Annotated in this window: 14 protein-coding genes; 3 read left to right on the top strand and 11 right to left on the bottom strand. The window is 70.9% G+C overall.

Going from position 1 to position 19,421, the window contains the following annotated elements:
* Positions 1 to 2 precede the first annotated feature (2 nt).
* A complete protein-coding gene (gene aztA, locus ACF08N_RS26485) occupies positions 3 to 746 on the top strand; it encodes a zinc ABC transporter ATP-binding protein AztA (protein ID WP_392327185.1) in 744 nt (247 codons plus the stop codon).
* A gap of 555 nt (positions 747 to 1,301) precedes the next feature.
* On the opposite strand, the gene ACF08N_RS26490 is transcribed toward aztA, so the two are convergent.
* Complete coding sequence (locus tag ACF08N_RS26490; protein WP_392327186.1) at positions 1,302 to 3,074, bottom strand: ABC transporter permease subunit; 1,773 nt, start codon at positions 3,072 to 3,074, stop codon at positions 1,302 to 1,304.
* A complete protein-coding gene (locus ACF08N_RS26495; protein ID WP_392327187.1) occupies positions 3,075 to 4,598 on the bottom strand; it encodes an ABC transporter substrate-binding protein in 1,524 nt (507 codons plus the stop codon). It abuts the gene before it with no gap.
* A gap of 407 nt (positions 4,599 to 5,005) precedes the next feature.
* On the opposite strand from ACF08N_RS26495, the gene ACF08N_RS26500 reads away from it, so the two are divergent.
* Positions 5,006 to 6,103, top strand: a complete 1,098-nt coding sequence (locus ACF08N_RS26500) for an extracellular solute-binding protein (RefSeq protein ID WP_392327188.1) — start codon at positions 5,006 to 5,008, stop codon at positions 6,101 to 6,103.
* A gap of 6 nt (positions 6,104 to 6,109) precedes the next feature.
* Here ACF08N_RS26500 and ACF08N_RS26505 read toward each other — a convergent pair whose 3' ends face one another.
* Both ACF08N_RS26505 and ACF08N_RS26510 read right to left on the bottom strand, forming a co-directional pair.
* Positions 6,110 to 7,741, bottom strand: a complete 1,632-nt coding sequence (locus ACF08N_RS26505) for an IS200/IS605 family accessory protein TnpB-related protein (protein WP_392327189.1) — start codon at positions 7,739 to 7,741, stop codon at positions 6,110 to 6,112.
* Positions 7,734 to 8,309 carry an IS607 family transposase gene (locus ACF08N_RS26510; protein WP_392327190.1) on the bottom strand — a complete coding sequence of 192 codons (576 nt, stop codon included), beginning with the start codon at positions 8,307 to 8,309 and terminating at the stop codon, positions 7,734 to 7,736. Before ACF08N_RS26510 ends, ACF08N_RS26505 begins: the two co-directional genes overlap by 8 nt.
* Positions 8,310 to 8,677: 368 nt before the next feature.
* On the opposite strand from ACF08N_RS26510, the gene ACF08N_RS26515 reads away from it, so the two are divergent.
* Positions 8,678 to 11,314, top strand: a complete 2,637-nt coding sequence (locus ACF08N_RS26515) for a SpoIIE family protein phosphatase (protein WP_392327385.1) — start codon at positions 8,678 to 8,680, stop codon at positions 11,312 to 11,314.
* A 281-nt stretch (positions 11,315 to 11,595) separates the two neighbouring features.
* Here ACF08N_RS26515 and ACF08N_RS26520 read toward each other — a convergent pair whose 3' ends face one another.
* The 7 genes from ACF08N_RS26520 to ACF08N_RS26550 form a co-directional block, all read right to left on the bottom strand.
* Positions 11,596 to 12,330, bottom strand: a complete 735-nt coding sequence (locus tag ACF08N_RS26520; RefSeq protein ID WP_392327191.1) for an SDR family NAD(P)-dependent oxidoreductase — start codon at positions 12,328 to 12,330, stop codon at positions 11,596 to 11,598.
* A gap of 124 nt (positions 12,331 to 12,454) precedes the next feature.
* Entirely contained in the window at positions 12,455 to 13,864 is a 1,410-nt protein-coding gene (gene aspA, locus ACF08N_RS26525) for an aspartate ammonia-lyase (RefSeq protein ID WP_392327192.1), read from the bottom strand.
* A gap of 142 nt (positions 13,865 to 14,006) precedes the next feature.
* Positions 14,007 to 15,290: an NAD(P)/FAD-dependent oxidoreductase gene (locus tag ACF08N_RS26530; RefSeq protein WP_392327193.1), complete on the bottom strand. Its 1,284-nt coding sequence runs from the start codon at positions 15,288 to 15,290 to the stop codon at positions 14,007 to 14,009.
* A gap of 49 nt (positions 15,291 to 15,339) precedes the next feature.
* Positions 15,340 to 16,005: a haloacid dehalogenase type II gene (locus tag ACF08N_RS26535; protein ID WP_392327194.1), complete on the bottom strand. Its 666-nt coding sequence runs from the start codon at positions 16,003 to 16,005 to the stop codon at positions 15,340 to 15,342.
* A gap of 51 nt (positions 16,006 to 16,056) precedes the next feature.
* Positions 16,057 to 16,995, bottom strand: a complete 939-nt coding sequence (locus ACF08N_RS26540; protein WP_392327195.1) for an aldo/keto reductase — start codon at positions 16,993 to 16,995, stop codon at positions 16,057 to 16,059.
* Positions 16,992 to 18,452, bottom strand: a complete 1,461-nt coding sequence (locus ACF08N_RS26545) for an aldehyde dehydrogenase family protein (protein ID WP_392327196.1) — start codon at positions 18,450 to 18,452, stop codon at positions 16,992 to 16,994. Before ACF08N_RS26545 ends, ACF08N_RS26540 begins: the two co-directional genes overlap by 4 nt.
* The gene (locus ACF08N_RS26550; protein WP_392327197.1) at positions 18,449 to 19,417 is read right to left on the bottom strand and encodes a succinylglutamate desuccinylase/aspartoacylase family protein; all 969 of its coding nucleotides are present in this window, start codon (positions 19,415 to 19,417) and stop codon (positions 18,449 to 18,451) included. The genes ACF08N_RS26545 and ACF08N_RS26550 overlap by 4 nt, the downstream gene beginning before the upstream one ends.
* Positions 19,418 to 19,421 lie beyond the last annotated feature (4 nt).

The raw sequence follows: 19,421 nt of genomic DNA on the forward strand, positions 1-19,421 counted from the left end.
CAATGAAAATCATGTCCAATACACAGGGGTCCCCTTGCGCGACCGCACGGGACGCGAAGCCTCACGTTCGCTTCACCGGACTGTCCGCCGGTTACCCCGGCCGCCCCGTCCTGCACCAACTCGACGCGGACATACCGGCGTTGGCCATCACCGCGCTCGTCGGCCCGAACGGAAGCGGGAAGTCGACCCTGCTCGGAGTCCTGGCCGGCGTGATCCAGCCCACAGCAGGCGAACTCCGCCGCGCCGGCAACCGGCCGCCGGCATTCGTCCCGCAGCGCGGCGCCGTCGGGGACGCACTGCCGCTGACGGTCAGGCAGACGGTGGAGATGGGGCGCTGGGCCGAACGCGGACCGTGGCGCCGGCTGACCCGGCAGGACCGCGCCACCGTGGACACGGCCATGGAGCGACTGGGCATCACCGACCTCGCCACCCGCCAACTCGGGGAACTGTCCGGCGGACAGAGGCAGCGCGCCCTGATCGCCCAGGGCCTCGCCCAGGAGTCGGACCTGCTGCTGCTGGACGAACCGACCACGGGACTCGACCCCGAGGCAAGGGAGCGGATCTCGGCACTGCTGACGGAACTGGTCGCCGACGGGGTGACCGTCGTCCAGGCCACGCACGACCTGGAAGCCGCGCACTCGGCGGACGCCTGCCTCCTGCTGCGCAACGGTCACCTGGCAGGACAGGGCAGCCCCGAACAGCTTCTCACCGCCTCGACGCTCGCCCGGATCTGGCAACCGGCCTGACACACCGCCCCGTCGTGGTCCGCGGAGACGGGCTCACACGACGCTGCCCGCTGTACCTGCCCGGCGCCGCCGGCGCGCACGCCGACCCGACCGGGCGATCGGCACTGTGCAGGGCCGAGTTGATCAAGCCGCTGGTACTCCAGTCCGGCTTCATGATCTTGCGTCGGGCCCGGCTGTGCAGAACACCGCCGCCAGGCCAGAAGGGACTTGACGCCCTTTCAGTCCGGACCGTGCGGACACGCAGCCACGGGGAACCGATGCCGCATGCGGACCTGGACCGTCATGCCGTGACCCGGGCTCGCTGTCCCCGGACACTTCGGCCCGCCGTGGTTCCTGCCCTTCGCAGGCGGCTGCTACAAGTTCCAGGACCTCATCAAGTAGGCGTGAGACAGGGACTGAACAGCCGGGGGCCGACGACGGCCCGCCTCACACCCCTGGCCGTACGTCCCACCGGATCCCGCTCACACCCACGAGACCCAGGCTCACCACGGCCGGCCGAGACGGTCGCCCCGGGCACAACGGACCCTGCCTGCCGGAGAATCGACCGTCCAGCCGTCACCGGCCGGCCGCCCGCCGGGGCCTTCCTGGTCCCGAAGGCGTGCCGGACACGGCGAGAACGGAGAGCAGGACGAGTGCGCAGGCCGGGCCGAGTACGGTCCAGGGCGCCAGTTCCGTGTACGGCTGGTTCTCCGACAGAAGGCGGCCCCACTCCGCGGTGGGCGGCTGCTCCCCCAGCCCGAGGAAGCCGAGGGAGGCCAGCACGAGGACCGTGGTCGGCAGGCGCAGCAGGGCGTTGCGCCCTACCGCGGGCAGTACGGCGGGCAGCAGGTGACGGCGGAGCAGATATCCCGGGCCGGCGCCCAGGGAGAGGGACGCGAGCATGTGGCCGCCGGCCCGTTCCTGTTCGAGCAGGGCCGCGGCCTGGGCGGCGTAAGGGGTCCAGCCGACCAGGCAGACCGCACACGCGGCACCCCACGCCGACGGGCCGGTCACCGCGGTCGTCAGCAGACCGGCGAGAACCGCCGGCAGCGTCGACACCACTTCCGTCAGGCCCGCTCCCACCTGTGCCGCCATGCCGAGCAACAGCCCGGCGACGGCGCAGACCGCGGTCACGGCGAGGGCCACACCCACTGTGCGCAGCGCCCCGTGCCCCAGCCTCGCCAGCAGATCACGGCCGAGCGCGTCCGTACCCAACGGGTGCGCGGCTGAGGGCGGGAGCAGCCGGGCCGCCGTGTCCACGTGCAGAGGATCGCGCAGCAGTCCGGCGACGACCAGCGTGAGCAGGGCGACGGCACAGGCTCCGGCGATCCAGCGGATGGATCGCGCGGGCGGGAGGGCCGGCGCGTGCAGGGTGGGCAGGGCCCTCTCCCGCAGGGCCGGGCCGAGCAGGGCGCGGCGCAGGGCCTGGATGAGGAGGCCGGCGGCGATGCCGAGCAGGATCAGGGACAGTGTCGCGGTCTGCAGGGGCGGCAGATCCTGAGCGATGGCGGCGTCCAGGGCGAGCCGGCCGAGCCCTGGAATGTTGAAGATCTTCTCCACCGCGACGGCACCGCCGACCAGCGCCACCACGGTCGGCAGGAGTTGCGGGAGCACCCCGGCCAGGGTGCGGCGCAGCGCGTGCCGGGCGATGAGGCCGGGCGGGAACCCATGAGCGTGCCAGGTCCGGGCCCACGGCTCGTGGAAGGCGGCGGGCAGCGACTGGTCGAGCAGGCCGCCGATCATCGCCCCGGACGGGACGCCGAGGGCGAGCGCGGGCAGCACCATCGACGGCGGTCCCTCCCACCCGCTGGAGGGGAACCAGCCGAGCCACACCCCGCACACGGTGGCGAGGAGGGAGGCGAGCAGGAACTTGGGCAGCGCGGCGAGAACGGCGGCCCCGGTGGCCGCCCTCCCCTGGCGCAGCCGTCGTCGGGAGCCGAGATACAGGGTGCGGGCGCTGACCAGCGCGGCCGTCGCGATGGTGACCACGAGCGCGGCCAGCATCAGTGTGAAGGAGACCGCGAAGGCGGCCGTCACCTGGGGCAGGACGGGCTCGCCCGATACCCATGAGGTGCCCGCGTCGCCCTGCGGCAGCCCGCCGAGCCAGTGCGCGAGGTGAGTGAACGGGCCCTCGTCCAGGTGCAGTTGTTCCCGTACGGCGGCCAGTTGCGCGGCAGTGGGGTCCTGGTCGGCGGAACGGGCCCGCAGAACCGTCAGCGCGGGATCGTTCCCGGACAGCCAGGGCAGCAGGGCCACGGCCGTCAGCAGCGCGGCCCCGGCGGCGAGGCGGCCGAGGCCCGCGCGCCACTGGGCCGGGCGGGCGTCCGCCCCGGCCGATGTCGCACTCATCTACTTCAGACGGGTGTCGACGTCGATCAGGGAGCGCTCGCGCGGGTCGAGCAGCACGCCCTCGACATCGGCGCTGACGCCCTGCACGACCCTCTCGTGCACCAGCGGCACGACGGCGTCGGTGCGCAGGATCTGCGCCTCGGCCGACATGATCCTCTGCTGTCGCTTCGTCATGTCGCTTTCCCCGGCGGCGGCCTTGATGGCCTGGTCCACCCGGAGGTCCTTCAGACGGGCGATGTTGTAGACCCCGTTGCTCGTGAAGTCGCTCGCGAGGTACGCGACGGCGTCGCCGGTGTCGAGGAGCGTCACCCGGGAGAAGACGAGCGCGTCGTACTTGCCGGCGAGGAGATCGGCCTCCATCTGGGTGTACTCGCGTACGTCCTGCTTCACGGTGAACCCGGCCTTCTCCAGCTGCTGCTGCAGGACGGTGGCGGCCTCGGGCAGTTCCGCGCGGTTGGTGATGGCGGCCAGCCGCAGGGTCCTGCCCTTCGCCTTGGACTTCACCTGTGCGGTGGTCGCGGCCTGGGCGCGGCCGGTGACGTCGACGCGCTTGCCGGCCGCCCAGGACACCGCGGGCCCGAACAGGCCCTGCGCAGGGTCGGCGTACCCGCCGAAGACCGAGTCGACGAGCGCGGAGCCGTCCACGGCCTCGCGGGCTGCCGCCCGCAGCGCCGGATCGGTGAACAGTCCGCTGCCGGTGTTGAGGACGAGGCTGTCGGTCCGTACGGACGCAACTTCGCGACGCATCTTCTCGTCCAGCAGCTTCGCCTGGGCGGTGGGGATCCACTCGGCGATGTCGACGTCGCCGCCGCGCAGGGCATTGGCACGGGCGGTGCCGTCGGCTATCCAGGTCACATCGACACCGGGCACCTTGGCCCTGCCGCCCCAGTAGCCGTCGTAACGGTCGAGTGCGGCCTTGGACTTGCCGGTGAGCTTCGTGATCTCGAAGGGGCCCGTGCCGGTGCCGACCGGGCTGACCGTGCCGTCCTTTCCGTACGCCTTCGGGGCGAGGATGCCCAGCGCCGGGCTGGCGAGCCGCAGCGGGAGCACCGGGTCGGCGGCCGCGGTGCTGATGGTGACGGTGTCGGCGTCCTCGGCCTTCGCGGTGAGGGTCACGTCACTGAGGACGCGCGGCTTGGGCTTCGCGGCCCCCGCGTGGTCGAGCGCGTTGACCACGGCCTCGGCAGTGACCTGAGTGCCGTCCTGGAAGGCGGCCTTGCGCAGCTCGAACGTCCAGGTGGTGCCGTTCTTCTGCTTCCACGACGTCGCCAGCGCGGGCGCAGCGGCGCCGTCCTCGTCCAGGGCGGTGAGCCCTTCGGCCACGGACAGCTTGCTCAGCAGGGTGGCGTCGTTGCTGTACGGGGACAGTGCCTGCACCGGCGGAATCGCGAGGGCGACCCTCAGCCGCCCTGCCGATCCGCCTGCGGCGTTTGCACCCGGGCTTCCTTCGCCGGAGACGAAACAGCCGGCGAGCAGCGGGGTGAGAGCAAGCACAGCGAAGAGACCACGGGAGGTCGTACGCATGGGAGTCCTGTCACGCGGGAGAAGAGGGATCGGCCCCTACACACCCGATGGGGAGGAGCCCGGGTCAGCATATAAGGGCAGCCTTACTTAAGCTCACCTGAGCGAGTGGGATCTCGACTGATGAGATCGATTCACCGTTAAGCCTGAAGCGCCGACCGGGTCGCCGCGCGCGGGCCGGCGGTTCGGTGCGCAAGCCGCACGCGCGTCGGGACCGGCAGGTGTTCGAGGATCGAGGCAGGAGGTGCCGGGTCCCCGCATCTGCGACCGGACGCGTCTACCATGGCATGACCGGGTTCACCGTCACCCGGCCGGCCGATCCGGCTGCCGCCTCGGCAGCGAGCGGCGGCGGCGCCACCGGAAACAGCCCCGCCCAAGGGCACCGCGCCCGGCTTCGCAGGAGGCATACGGTGAAGGACGTCAGGATCGGCCGCAGGGCGTTCCTCCGCGGGGCCGGCGGGGTCGCGGCAGGCGTCGTCGCAGCTTCGTTCACCGGATGCGAGACCCGCAACGACCGGGACACCACCGGGACCGGGAGCACCAAGACGCTCGTCGTCCGCGATATCGGCGGCGCCTACGGCGAGGCGAACCGCAAGGCCGTCTACGAGCCGTTCAGCCAGGAGACCGGCATCCAGGTCACAGTGGTGAACATCCCGCGGTACGCGCAGATGCTTGCCCAGATCAGGGAAGGCCGCCCGCAGTTCGACGTCATGGACATCGAGATGAGCGCACTGGCACGCTTCGAGCGGGACAACGCCACGCAGGCACTGGACTACGACCGTCTGAAGAACACGAGGAACGTCGGCATCGCCGAGTCCCTGCTCACCTCCCATTCCGTCGGCAAGAACTACTGGGCCAGCCTCATGGCGTACCGCACCGACGCCTTCGGCGGGAGGACGCCCGAGTCGTGGGCGGACTTCTGGGACACCGGGGCGTTCCCGGGCAGCCGTGCCCTGCAGGGCCCGGACGCGGGACCGCCGGAGCTGGAGTTCGCCCTCCTCGCCGACGGTGTACCGCCGGACCGGCTCTACCCCCTCGACATCGACCGCGCCTTCAGAGTCCTCGACGAGATCAAGGGGGCCGTGCGGGAGTTCTGGGTCAACGGCGCTTCGCCGGGGCTGCTGCTGGAACGGGGACAGGTGGCAGCCTCCAGCGTCTGGCACGGCCGCCTCAATGAGCTCATCAGGCAGGGCGCCCCGCTCGCCTACCAGTGGAACGGCGCCCGCCGCCGGAGCAGCGGCTTCGGCATCCCCAACGGCGCCGCGAACGTCGACGCCGCCTACCAGCTCATCGACTTCGCCCTGCGCCCCGAGGTGCAGGCCGGCTTCGCCGAGGTCTATCCCATGGGCCCGGTCGTGCCGGCCGCCTACAGGCATCTGCCCAGGGCCGCCGCGGACCTGCCCAGCTCCCCGGCGCACCTGTACACCGGTTTCGACCTGGACGTCGACTGGTGGGTGCGGAACCAGGACGCCGTGTCAAAGCGCTGGCGGGAGTGGGCGCGGGCCTGACCGTTCCTAGTCAGTGAGCAGGAGTGAGTCTTGGACCCATACCTGATCACTGCGGACATCCCGAACGGTTTTGGATGTCCTGGTCACCCGCGTACTCGCCGTATCCGGTTGCGCGCATCCTGTGCGTGGTCCGGGAATGCGGGGGCGGGTTCCCTCACGCCCAAGAGCCTCCGGTCGGGCCTGGACGGTCCGATGCCCCGCACGATCGCTCTGGTCGTGCGGGGGCGGTGCCGTCCGTCGCCGGATCGGGTGCCCCTGGGCGCGTCGCCCGATCGCGATGCTCGCCGCATCGTGCCGGGTCGTCTTACGAGTCTTCGAGGTGAGGGGCTTCTGCCAGTGCTGGGCGCCCCACTTGGAGGTGTAGGCCGGATCGACCGCGATGATTACGATGCCGGTGGCGTCGGCCATCGAGGTGAGCCGGGCGCGGAGCTTGCCGGTGGGCATGCCGGAGATCAACCGCCGGAAGCGGCGCCGGCGTCCGTGCTTCTCCCGTGTCTTCTCCGCCGCGAAGTCGAGGTCTTCGACCGCGATCGCCTTGACGCCGCAGGTCTTGGCCCAGTTGAGCAGTCGGGAGAGGGTGTGGCGGATCTGGGCGTCGCGATGCTGCGCGGTGCCGGACAGGCCGTAGAAGAACCGCCGTGGTTTCCCGATCGGGTTGCCGTGCACATCGAGCCGCCACACGGCCAGGTGATCGGCGTTCGTGTCCACGCCGATCACACCATCGGCAAGCGCGGCCTGAACCGGGGTGGTCTTCGATGGCGGGATCTGCCACGACGCGGTCAGGTACCAGCGTCCGCGGGCCACGTCGTAGTGGATGCGGTAGGCCATGGCCCGGTTGGCCTCCACGCGGTCGGCCCACTCCTGCCCGCGGTGCCAGAAGCGCACCTTCGAGGCGAGCACGTACCGGCCATGCCTGGCGTTCGCCAGGTCTGTGAGCGGGGCCGGGAGCTTGATCGACACCTCGCCCTCGGGGCTGACGCGGATGGTCTCGTTGCCGTATCGCTTGCCGGACTCGCCGTCGGCCTGAAGGAACCAGCGTTCGGCTTCCCACCACTGCCGCCACTCGGTCTCGGTGAGCTGCGCGTCAGTAAGATGGTGACGGTTGCGGGCCAGGCGCTTGCCGCCTCGCACCACGTGTACGACACCGGCCTCACGGTCAGCGCAGGCCTGCTCCAGACGGTCGTGAAGCACGTGCAGGCGACGGGTCTTCGCGTGCCACTCCTGCCGACTGCGGTAGCCACCCGGTGCCTTCTTCGTCCCCTTCTCACCGACCGGCAGCGAGAGGCGGTGGGCGATCGTGTTGATACCGGCTTCGAGGTTCTGGATGTGGGCGAGCTGGCAGCGACGGGCCAGCGCCCACTGGTCATGCGACGCTTTCGTGATCGCACCGGCCCATCTCGACGACGACAACGAGGTCAGGTCCCGCTTGCGGGCCGCCCACGTGTCCGTGGAGTGCTCCAGCCCATCCCGGCACCGGGCCTTGAGATCCTTCGAGGCGAGCGAGCCGAGATGCGCGCCGACCAGCCGCAACACCTTCTCGTCCTCGGGCGTGAACTGCTTGATCCTGGTACGTATCGCCACCCCGGACGGGCCGAGCGCGACGAACGGCGCATCGATCGGACGCAGGTGGTCAGCCATGCTCGGCGGCCTCCAGCGCCTTGCGCGCGCGGTTCTTCGCCGACCTGCGACCGTACAGGCGGGCGCAGAATGACGTCAGCACCTCCACCATGTCGCGCACCAGGTCGTCTTCGACTTCGCCCTCATCGAGGACCAGCAGACGCCGACCCGATGCTGACAACGCTGCTTCGACGAGTTCGACGTTCATGCGCCCGAGGCGGTCCTTGTGCTCCACCACGACCGTGGTCACCGCCGGATCGGCCAGCAGTCGCTTCGCCTTGGAGCGTGCGCCGTTCATACCGGACGCGATCTCCGACTCGGCCCGGACGACCTTGCCGCCAGCCTTGGCCGCCCACGCGGATAACCGGGCCAACTGCCGCTCCAGATCATCCTTCTGGTCGTGCGAGGAGACGCGGGCATACAGACCCAGCCCGCCCACCGCTTCCGGAGCGGTGTTGGTTTCGATGTTCACCAGGATCGTGCGCGGCCCGACCCGCTGAGCCGGTACCGGCAACGTCCCCTCACGGAACCAGCGATACGCGGTCTGCGGATGCACACCCTGTGCCTTCGCCCACTCCGTCAGATTCACACTCTGACAACGACACTCACTCACACATGGTTACGCTCACTTACTCGACTGTGAGGGCCAGCAGGTGAAGACCCCTCCCCCACTGCGCCTGCGAGCCGACGAGACGACGCCGGGAAGGGACGGGGCCGGGCCGGGCCGGGCGGCAGCAGAAACCATGAATGCCGGTTATGGTACAAAAAATTATGACCAGCCATTTTGGTCGATTGTCCGATCTGCTCAACGGTCGGCGTCGGCGTGCGGCATCAGCCTCGCCCCGGCTCCAGGGGCAGGATCGGTCCCGAACGCCCGACGGCCGGTCGCGAGGGCGCCGCGTGCGTTCCCTTCTGAGCCCGCGCAGTCTCGCGGGCCAGGTGTTCCTGTGGCAGCTGATGCTGGTGGTGCTGTTCGCCGCCGCCGCGGGGTTGGCAGTCGTCCTGCAGGCCCGGAATTCGAGCATGCAGGAGGCACGTCAGCTGTCGATGGGGGTCGCCCAGGCCTTCGCGCGCGCCCCGGGGACGGCGGATGCCATGAAATCCGCCGACCCGACCGCCCTGCTGCAGCCTCGCGCGGAGGAGACGCGAAAGCTGACCGGCGTGGACTTCGTCGTCGCGATCGACCCGCAGGGCTTCCGCTGGACCCACCCGGACCCGAGTCTGATCGGGGAGCATGTCTTCGCCCTGCGCAAGGAGGCGGCTGCCGGCCGGCCCTTCACCCAGGACTTCGAGGGCAGCCTGGGCCTCGCCGTGGAGACGACGGTCCCTGTCTTCGACACCGGGGGCAAGACGATCGTCGGCCTGGTGTCGGTCGGGGTCACGGTCAGGAACGTGGACGCGGTGGTCGAGCGCCAGATGCCGCTCATGCTCGGTTCCGTCGGCGGCGCGCTGGCACTGGTCACAGCCGGTACGGCCTTGGTGTCGCGGCGGCTGCGACGCCAGACCCACGGTCTGGATCCGGCCGAGATGACCCGGATGTACGAGCACCACGACGCGGTGCTGCACTCGGTGCGGGAGGGGGTACTGATCATCAGCGGTGACGGGCGGCTGCTCCTGGCCAACGATGAGGCCCGGCGACTGCTGGATCTGCCTGCTGACGCGGAGCAGCGCCGTGTCACCGACCTGGGCCTGGAGGCGGGCACCGCGGAGCTCCTGGTCTCCGGCCGGACAGCCACGGACGAGGTCCACCTGGCCGGCGACCGCCTGCTGGCGGTCAACATGCGGCCGGTCGGCCACGACGGCGGCCCGGCGGGCAGCGTGGCCACGCTGCGCGACACCACGGAACTGCAAGCGCTGACGGGCCGGGCGGAGGTGGCCCGGGAGCGGCTGCGCCTGCTGTACGAGGCGGGGGTACGCATCGGCACCACGCTGGATGTGGCGCGCACAGCCGAGGAACTGGCCGAGGTGGCGGTCCCCCGGTTCGCCGACGTCGCCACGGTCGACCTGCTGGATCCGGTTCTGCAGGGTGAGGAGCCGGCCCGGGCCGGGCCCGAGATGCGCCGTGCGGCGGTTCGCGGCGCCAAGGGGGCCGCGAAGCCCCTCCACCCGGCGGGCGAGCTGATCCGCTTCGTCCCGGGCACCCCCGTGGCCGTCGGCGTCGAGCGCGGCCACGCCGTCCTCGAGGCCGACCTGGCCGTCTCCCACGGCTGGCGGGCCCAGGACCCCGAACGCGCCCGGCGCATCCTGGACTGCGGCCTCCACTCCCTGATCACCGTGCCGCTCCGGGCCCGCGGCGTGGTGCTGGGTGCGGTCAGCTTCTGGCGCGCGCAGCAGAACGCCTTCGAGGAAGAGGACCTGGCCTTCGCCGAGGAGCTGACCGCCCGGGCCGCGGTGGCCATCGACAACGCCCGCCGTTACACCCGCGAGCATGCCCTGGCCGTCACCCTGCAGCGCAGCCTTCTGCCTCGTTCCCTGCCCGACCAGTCCGCCGTCGAGGTCGCCCACCGCTACCTGCCCGCCCGTGCCGGGGTGGGCGGCGACTGGTTCGACGTCATCCCGCTGCCCGGCGCCCGGGTCGGGCTGGTGGTCGGCGACGTGGTCGGCCACGGCCTGCACGCCGCGGCCACCATGGGCCGGCTGCGCACCGCGGTGCACACCTTCTCCGCCCTCGACCTGTCCCCGGACGAGCTGATCAGGCACCTGGACGAGCTGGTCACCCGGATCGACAGCGAGGAGAGCGACGGCGAGGGAATCACGGGAGCCACCTGCCTGTACGCAATCTACGACCCGGTCGCCGGGATGTGCTCACTGGCCAGGTCCGGGCATCCGGGACCGGCCCTGGTGCACCCGGACGGCACTGTGGAGCACCTGCAGGTGCCGGGTTCCCCGCCGCTGGGGCTGGGGGGCGGCCTGCCCTTCGAGACCGCCGAACACACCCTGTCCGAGGGCTCCCGGCTGGTCCTGTACACCGACGGACTGATCGAGGGCGAACACCGGGACATCGACATCGGCCTGGAGATGCTGCGCGAGGCCCTGGCGCACCCGGACCGCACCCCGGAGGAGACCTGCAAGGCCGTACTCGACGCCCTGCTGCCGGCCCGCCCGAGCGACGACATCGCCCTGCTCGTCGCCCGCACCCGCCTGCTGGCTCCTTCCCAGGTCGCCGAATGGGACGTCCCCAGCGACCCGGCCGTCGTCGCCGGGATCCGTGCCGACGTCACCCGCCGGCTGCAGGAGTGGGGGCTGGAGGAGCTGGCCTTCTCCACCGAGCTCGTGATCAGCGAACTGGTCACCAATGCCATCCGGTACGGCGCCACCCCGATCCGGCTGCGGCTGCTGCACGACCGCAACAGCCTGATCTGCGAGGTCGCCGACGGCAGCAGCACCTCACCGCACCTGCGCCGGGCGGCCGACACCGACGAGGGCGGGCGGGGGTTGTTCCTGGTCGCCCAGTTCACGCAGCGGTGGGGCACCCGCTACATGTCCCGCGGCAAGGTGATCTGGACCGAGCAGTCGGTCCACGGCACGGCGGCCGGACCTGACGGAGACACGGCCGAGGCCCTGCTGGACCAATGGGGCGACGCGGACTGGTGACGCCCCTGCTCGCGGTCGCGGTCTTACGGGCCTCGCCACTCCCCTGTCCGGAGTGGGTCGCCGCATCGGGCGCAGCCCAGGGGCTTGGAGCCGCTGGAGACCTACGCGCGCCGGCCCGCACCACCGCGCACAGCGCGACGTCCCTGCGTCCGTCTCCAGCGGCATGTGCTCGATCCCGTGGCCGGTCGGTCGTGTTGCGGTCGGCGGCCGTCCGAGCCGGAAGGCGAGACGGAGGACACGTCGTTCGGCCCCCTGCTGGTCGTGATGCTCAGCAGGGGTGCTCAGAAGGCGGTGTACCCGCCGTCGACGGGGAGGACCGCTCCGGTGATGTACGACGACTCCGACGATGCGAGGAAGAGCACCGCGTCGGCGACCTCTTCCGGGGCGGCGAGGCGCTGGAGCGGGATCTGGCTCTCGCGCTCGCGGCGGTAGGCCTCGGGATCGGGCCTGCGCTGGAACGCCGCTTCGATGACCGGGGTGGCGGTCAGTCCCGGAGCGACGACGTTGACGCGGATGTTGCGCGGGGCCCATTCGATCGCCGCGCCCTTGGCGAGCATGATGAGGCCCCCCTTGGCGGCGGAATACAGGACCTCCCCGGCCTTGCCGACCATGCCGAGCCGTGAACCGACACAGACGAACGAGCCTCCTTCGGCGGGCATCAGCGGCGCGAAGTGCTTGATCACCAGGAACGCGCTGAGCAGGTTGCTCTCCAGCACGTTCTTCGCGTCGTCGCAGGACATCTCGGTGAGCGGGCCGCCGGCCTGCAGGCCGTGGTTGAGGACGACGACGTCGACGGTGCCGAGGGACTCGGCGGCCTGCTTGGCCAGGGCCTCGACGAACGCCTCGTCGTTGAGGTCCCCCGGAACGTACAGGTCGTCGGGCTGGGCGGTGTCGAGCCGCTCCCTGCGGCCGGTGAGCAGCAGTCGCGCGCCCTCGCGGCGGAAGTGGGAACTCACTGCCTCCCCGATGCCGCTGCTCGCGCCGGTCACCAGGGCCGCGACGTTCTCGAGTCTCATGTCAGGCACTCCTGTGGGTCGAAAGGGTTGCGGGCCCGGGTACGAGGGGGTCTCGTCCCGGGGCCGGTCAGCTGAGGAATCCGCGGGCGTCGACCGGCCACCGCTGCAGCGACGTGCCCGTGCGTCAGACCGCGGGCCGGCCGACGCCCGCGACGACCTCGGGCCGCAGCAGGTCGGCGAGGGTTTCCGCGGGCAACAGGCCCTTGGCCAGGACGAGTTCGGCCACGCCCCGGCCGCTGACGAGGGCCTCCTGGGCGATGTCGGTGGCGGCCGTGTATCCGATGTGCGGGTTCAGAGCGGTGACCAGGCCGATCGAGTTCTCCACGCTCCGGCGCAGGGCCTCGGTGTTGGCGGTGATGCCGTCCACGCACCGTTCGGCCAGCGTCACGCACGCGTTCCTCAGGTGCGTGATGCTCTGCGAGAGGGAGTGCAGGATGACCGGCTCGAAGGCGTTGAGCTGGAGCTGTCCGGCCTCCGCGGCCATGGTGATGGCGACGTCGTTGCCGATCACCTCGAAGGCGACCTGGTTGACGACCTCGGGGATCACCGGATTGACCTTGCCCGGCATGATGGACGAACCGGCCTGCACCGGCGGCAGGTTGATCTCGCCGAGACCTGCGCGCGGCCCGGACGACAGCAGCCGCAGGTCGTTGCAGCTCTTGGACAGCTTCACGGCGATCCGCTTGAGGACGCCGGACATCTGGACGAACGCGCCGCAGTCCTGGGTCGCCTCGACCAGGTTGGCGGCGGTGACCAGCGGCAGCCCGGTGATCTCGGCGAGGTGGCGGCGGGCCGACTCGGCGTATCCGGCGGGAGCGTTGAGGCCGGTGCCGATGGCCGTGGCGCCGAGGTTGATCTCATGGATCAGCTCGACGGCCTCGGCAAGACGGTTGCGGTCCTCGTCGATCATGACGGCGTACGCGGAGAACTCCTGGCCGAGCGTCATCGGCACGGCGTCCTGCAGCTGGGTGCGGCCCATCTTGAGCACGTCACGGAACTCGACGGCCTTGCGGGCGAAGGCGTCCTGGAGGACGGACATCGCCTTGAGCAGCCCGTGCACCGCGAACACCGTCGCGATCTTGACGGCGGTCGGGTAGACGTCGTTGGTGGACTGGCCGAGGTTGACGTCCTCGTTGGGGTGCAGGAACCCGTAGTGGCCCTTGGCATGCCCCAGCAGCTCCAGTGCCCGGTTGGCGATGACCTCGTTGGCGTTCATGTTGGTCGAGGTGCCGGCGCCGCCCTGGATCACGTCGACGACGAACTGCTCGTGCAGCGTGCCGGAACGGATCTCGCGGCAGGCGGCAACGATCGCGGCGGCCTTGTGCGGCTCCAGCAGCCCGAGTTCCTCGTTGGCGAGGGCGGCGGCCTCCTTGACGGCGGCGAGGGCGTCGATGAGGTGCGGGTAGGCGGAGATCGGCGTGCCGGTGATGGGGAAGTTCTCCGTGGCGCGCAGGGTGTGGACACCCCAGTAGGCGTCGGCGGGAACGTCCCGGTCGCCGAGCAGGTCGTGCTCGCTGCGGGTGGCGGCGGTCATGGCGGAGCGGGCCCTCTTTCGATGCGGTTCGGCGTGGACGTGCGTGAGGTGCGGCAGCAGGCCGCGAGAGCGGAAAGCCGCGGGGACGTCCCAGGAGCAGTGGGTGGGAAGTCCCCGCGGCTTCAGCGCCGTCGGCGCCGGCTCAGAGCAGCTTGTCCTTCGCCTTGTAGTAGGCGCCGCCGAACGGCAGGAACCAGGGGGTGCCGTTGTAGAAGGGGACGGGAACCTTCGGGAAGCCGAATCCGCGCATGGGGTTGGCGTCCGGCTTGCCGTCCATCATCTCGGCGACCGCACGGCCCATGTAGGTGGCCATCTGGACGCCGTGGCCGCAGTAACCCATGGAGTAGTACAGGCCGTTGACTTCACCGGCGTGCGGGATGCGGTCCCAGGAGAAGCCGACCATGCCGCCCCACACGTAGTCGATCCGCACCCCGGCCAGCTGCGGGAAGATCTCGGTCATCTCCCGTTTCAGGATGTCTCCGCTCTTGATGTCGGAGGCCGGGTTGGAGGGGGCGAAGCGGGCCCGGCCGCCGAAGGCGAGGCGGTTGTCCGGGGTGAGGCGGACGTAGTGGCCGATGTTCTTGTGGGCGACGAGCAGGCGGCCGTTCGGGATGAGTTCCTTGGCGCGCTCCTCCCCCAGCGGCTCGGTGACGATGATGAAGCTGCCGACGTTGATCAGCCGCTTGCGGAACCACGGCATCGACTTGTCGGTGTAGGCGTCCGTCGCCGCCATGACCTGCTTGGCACGGATGGTGCCGTGCAGGGTCTCCACCACGAAGCCGCCGCCGGGCAGGCGGGTGAGGCCGGTGGCGGCGTTGCGCTCGTGGATATCGGCGCCGGCACGCTCGGCGGCCCCGGCCAGGCCGCCGACGAACTTGCCCACGTGCAGGCCCGCGCTGTCCGGGTCGAGCAGGGCGCCGTGGTAGTAGTCCGTGCCGAGCTCGGCCCGCAGTTCGCTCTTGCTCAGCACGACCGTCTCGTGGCCGAAGTTGTCGGCCAGGTCGCGCTGCTTGGCCCGCAGGCCGTCGAAGTGCCCGGGCTTGCAGACCGCTCCGAGGCGCCCGGAGCGGTTGAAGTCGCAGTCGATGTTCTCGGTGTGGGTGAGCTCCTCGACGACGTCGACCGCATCCCGGAAGGCGTCGTACAGCTCACGGGCCCGCTCCTGCCCGTAGCGCTTGCGCGCCTCGGCGGGGCTGATGGTGATGCCCTGGGTGCACATGCTGCCGTTGCGCCCGGAGGCGCCCGAACCGACCTTGTCCTTCTCGACCAGGACGACCCGGGCGCCCTTGCGGGCGGCATGGTAGGCGGTGGACAGCCCGGTGAGGCCGCCGCCGATCACCACCACGTCCGCCTCGTCGGGCAGGTCCTTTCCGGAACGGTCGGGCAGGGCGGGGGCTGTGTCCAGCCAGTAGGGGATCTGCTTCATGGCGTGCGTCCTCTGTGTTCTCGGTCTGTTACGCCGGTTTGGCCGTCGGTCAGCAGCCGAGCAGCTTCGGCAGGCCCGACAGGTCGGGCAGCTCGTCGTAGGGCTGGTAGTCGGCGCTGCCCTTGCGGCCGTAGCGGTTGATCCACACGCGGCGCTTCAGGCCGAGGTCGCGGGTCGGGATGTGGTCGTACTCCCAGCCCTGGGCGACGTGGATGACCTGTGACGATTCGACACCCATGGTCCGGAAGGCGTGCTTGAAGGTCTGGCGGTCGGGCTTGTAGGCGCCGGCCTGCTGGGCGGTGATGACGTAGTCGAACTCGACGCCGATGTTCTCCACGTTCCGCGCGATCAGGTTGTCATCGGAGTTGGAGATGATGGCGATCTCGTACTTGGTCTTCAGCTTCCGCAGGGCCTCCGGGACCTCCGGGAAGGGACCGAACGTGGGGACGGCGTCCACAAGGGCCTCGCCGTCGGACTCGCGGTACTCCAGGCCGTGCAGGCGCATCGCGTTGCGCAGGCTGGAGTGCAGGACCTCGTGGTAGGGGCGGTAGGCCTCCAGGACGGCCTGGAAGCGCATGACGCGGAAGTCGTCGAGGAACTCGTCGACGTCCAGGTTGTCCAGGTCCAGCCGGTCCTCCAGGACCTTCAGGGTGGTGGGGCCGAGCTCGAAGTTGATCAGGGTCGCATAGGCGTCGAAGGTGACGATCTCTCGCATGGTTTTCTGCCTCGGTCTCGCGGTTTCCGGATTTTCCAGGGGGTGGGGGCTTCAGACGACGCGTTCGCCGGGGGTGGCGATCGCGTCGAGTGCGGCCAGGTCGGCCGGGTCGGGGATCCAGTCGGCCGCCGCCGCGTTGGCGGTGACCTGTTCGGGGGTCATGGCTCCGCAGATGACGGAGCCGACGGCGGGCAGCGCGGCCAGTGCGCCGACCGCGACCTGGAGGAGGGTCAGGCCGCGTTCGGCGCCGTACGCGGTGAGCGCCTCGGCCCTGTCCAGGGCCGCGTCGGTGAGCCAGCCCTGGCGCCAGGACAGGCGGCTGCCGGGCGGGGGCTGCTCGCCGCGCCGGTACTTGCCGCTGAGCAGGCCGTTGGCCAGCGGGTAGTACGGCAGCAGACCGACGCCGTGGCGCAGGCAGGCCGGGATCAGGTCCCGCTCCACAGCTCGGTCGAGCAGGTGGTAGCGGGCCTGGGTGGAGACGAAGGCGTCGGTGAGGTCCTCGGCCGGGAGGTTGGAGCAGCCGATGTGGCCGATCTTGCCCTCGTCCACCAGCTCTCGGAGCGCGGCGGTCGTCTCCTCCAGCGGGGTGACGCCGTCCGGCTCGTGGTACTGGTACAGGTCGATCCGGTCGGTGCCGAGCCGGCGCAGCGATGCCTCGACGGCGTACCGGATGTAGGCGCGGGCGCCGCGCCGGCCGTACAGGTCGGCGCCGGGGCCCATCTCCATGCCGAACTTGGTGGCCAGCACGACCTCGTCGCGGTGCCCCTTGAGGGCGGCGCCGAGGAGCCGTTCGCCGTCACCGCGCCCGGTGCTGCTCTCCCCGGACCCGCCGTACATGTCGGCGGTGTCGAACAGGGTGATCCCGGCGTCGAGGGCCGCGTGGACGACAGCCTTCGTTCCGTCCTCGTCGAGGCGGGAACCGAAGTTGTTGCCGCCGACGCCCACCACGGAGACGATCGGGCCGCGTGCACCGAGCGCGCGGTATCTCATGACCGGCTCCCGAATCCGATGCAGACGTTCTTGGTCTGCAGGTAGCTGTCGAGGCCCGCCAGTCCCTTCTCCCGGCCCCAGCCGCTGTGCTTGTAGCCGCCGAAGGGGAGTTCGACGCCGGTGCCGACGCCGGTGGCGTTGACGTAGACCTGTCCGGCCCGGATGCCCTCGGCCAGGCGCATGGCCTTGTCGATGTCGCGGGTCCAGACGTAGGAGGCGAGGCCGTACGGGCTGTCGTTGGCGATGTCCAGGGCCTCGTCGGTGTCGTCGAATTCGATGACGGTGACGACGGGGCCGAAGATCTCCTCGCGGGCGCAGCGGGCGTCGTTGGTCAGGCCGGTGAGGACGGTCGGCTCGACGTAGTAGCCGTCGGCCAGCTCGGGGTCGGACGGTGCTCGGCCGCCGGCCCGTGCCACGGCTCCCTCCTCGCGGGCCAGTTGCAGGTAGTCCAGCACCCGGTCGCGCTGCCGGGCGGCGACGAGCGGGCCGACGTCCGGGTCGGTGAGGCCCGGGCCGACGCGCAGGGATGCCACGTGTGCGACGAGCTTGTCGAGGAACTCCTCGGCGCCGCGCTGGAGCAGCAGCCGGGTGCCGGCCGAGCAGGTCTGGCCCGCGTTGCCGAACGCCGAGGCCGTGATGGCGGTCAGCGCCAGGTCGAAGTCGGCGTCGGCGAAGACGACGACCGGGGACTTGCCGCCCAGCTCGGTGACGGAGGGCACCACGTTGGCCGCGGCGGCCTGGGCGACCTTGATGCCGGTCGGCACCGAGCCGGTGAAGGTGACCTGGTCGATGTCCGGGTGGCCGGCGAGGGCCGCGCCGGTCTCGCCGTCGCCGGGGACCACGTTCAGCACGCCCGGCGGGAGACCGCACTCCAGGGCGATCCTGCTGATCTCCAGCGGGGTGAGCGGCGCCTCCGGGGAGGGCTTGAGCACCACCGTGCAGCCCGCCGCCAGTGCCGGGGCGGAGCCCCTCGCGGTGTTCTGCAGCGGGTAGTTGAACGGGATGATCTGGCCGGAGACGCCGATCGGCTCACGGACGGTGTAGTCGATCAGGCCGGGGCCGAGCGGGATGGTGGAACCGCCGAGCTTGTCGGCCGCGCCGGCGTAGAACTCGAAGTAGCGGGCCGCCGCTTCGACGTCGGCCTTCGCCTGGCTGAGCGGCTTGCCGACGTCCTCGCTCTCCAGTCGGGCCAGCCGCTCGCCCTGGTGGCGGATCGCCTCCGCGATGCGGTAGAGGATGCGGCCGCGGTCGGCAGCGCGCATCCCGGCCCATGCGGGGGCGGTGAACGCCGCCCGCGCCGCGGCCACCGCCTGGTCCACGTCCGCCTTGCCGGCCAGGGCCACCTGGGCGATGGGCGACCCGACCGACGGGTCGAGGACGGTGAACGACCTGCCGTCGGCAGCCGGGAGCTGCTTTCCGTCGATCAGCAGCTCGGTGAGAGGGAGTTCGATGCTCATGGCCGGATCTCCCCCAGCACCTCGCCGAAGATGACGACCTCGTCGCCGGGGCGGACCGTGCGGATCCGGCGCACCCAGAGCACGATGCCGTCCTGCGGGGCGACGACCTCCTCCAGCGTGTTGCCGTAGTGGTCGGTGATGGTGGCGATCAGGTCGCCTTCCTTGCAGGTCTCCCCCGGCTCGGCGCGGGCGACGAAGAAGCCGCCGGAGGCGGAGCGGGCGAAGGTGCCGGAGACGGTGGTGTAGGTGTCCCGCAGCTCCGCTGCGCCGTCGGTCATGCCGAGGCTGCGCAGGATGTTGCGGATCGAGTTCATGTGGTGCTCGACGTTGGTCTCGCGGTAGGTGGCGCCGCCGCACTCGATGGTGATGGCGGGCTTGCCGGCCGCGAGGACGGGGTGGCGGACGGTGCCGCCCCACTTGCCGCCCTTCCAGACCAGTTCGTGACCGGCGGCGAGGGCGAGGTCGGTGGCCAGGTCCTCGTAGCCGCCCTGGAGGATGACGAGGGGGGCGATCTCGCCGTAGGCGCCGCCGGTGTGGAGGTCGACCACGGCGTCGACGGCGGGGACGACCTTTTCGACGAAGGTGGCGGCCAGACGCTGGGAGTAGGAGCCCTCCGCGTCGCCGGGGAAGATGCGGTTGAGGTTGAGGTGGTCGATGCCGCTGGCGCGGGCGGCGGCCTCGAAGGCGGGGGTGTTCAGGCAGGGGATGCCGACGACGGTGCCGCGCAGGGTGGCCGGGTCGATCTCGGCGAGCACCCGGCGGATGGCCTCCTGGCCGTCGTACTCGTCGCCGTGCACGCCGGCGTCCACGCACAGGACGGGGCCGTCCTGGGCGCCGTTGACGACGATCAGCGGAATGCCGAGCTCCACGCCGTAGCTGCTGGTGCCGACCGGGATGAGGCCCTGGGCGCGCTCGCCGGGGGCGACGGTCAGTGAACCGATGGAGTACATGTGGTTCCTTTCCACGACG

This window comes from Streptomyces sp. NPDC015127 (genome assembly GCF_043080095.1).
Lineage (GTDB): Bacteria > Actinomycetota > Actinomycetes > Streptomycetales > Streptomycetaceae > Streptomyces.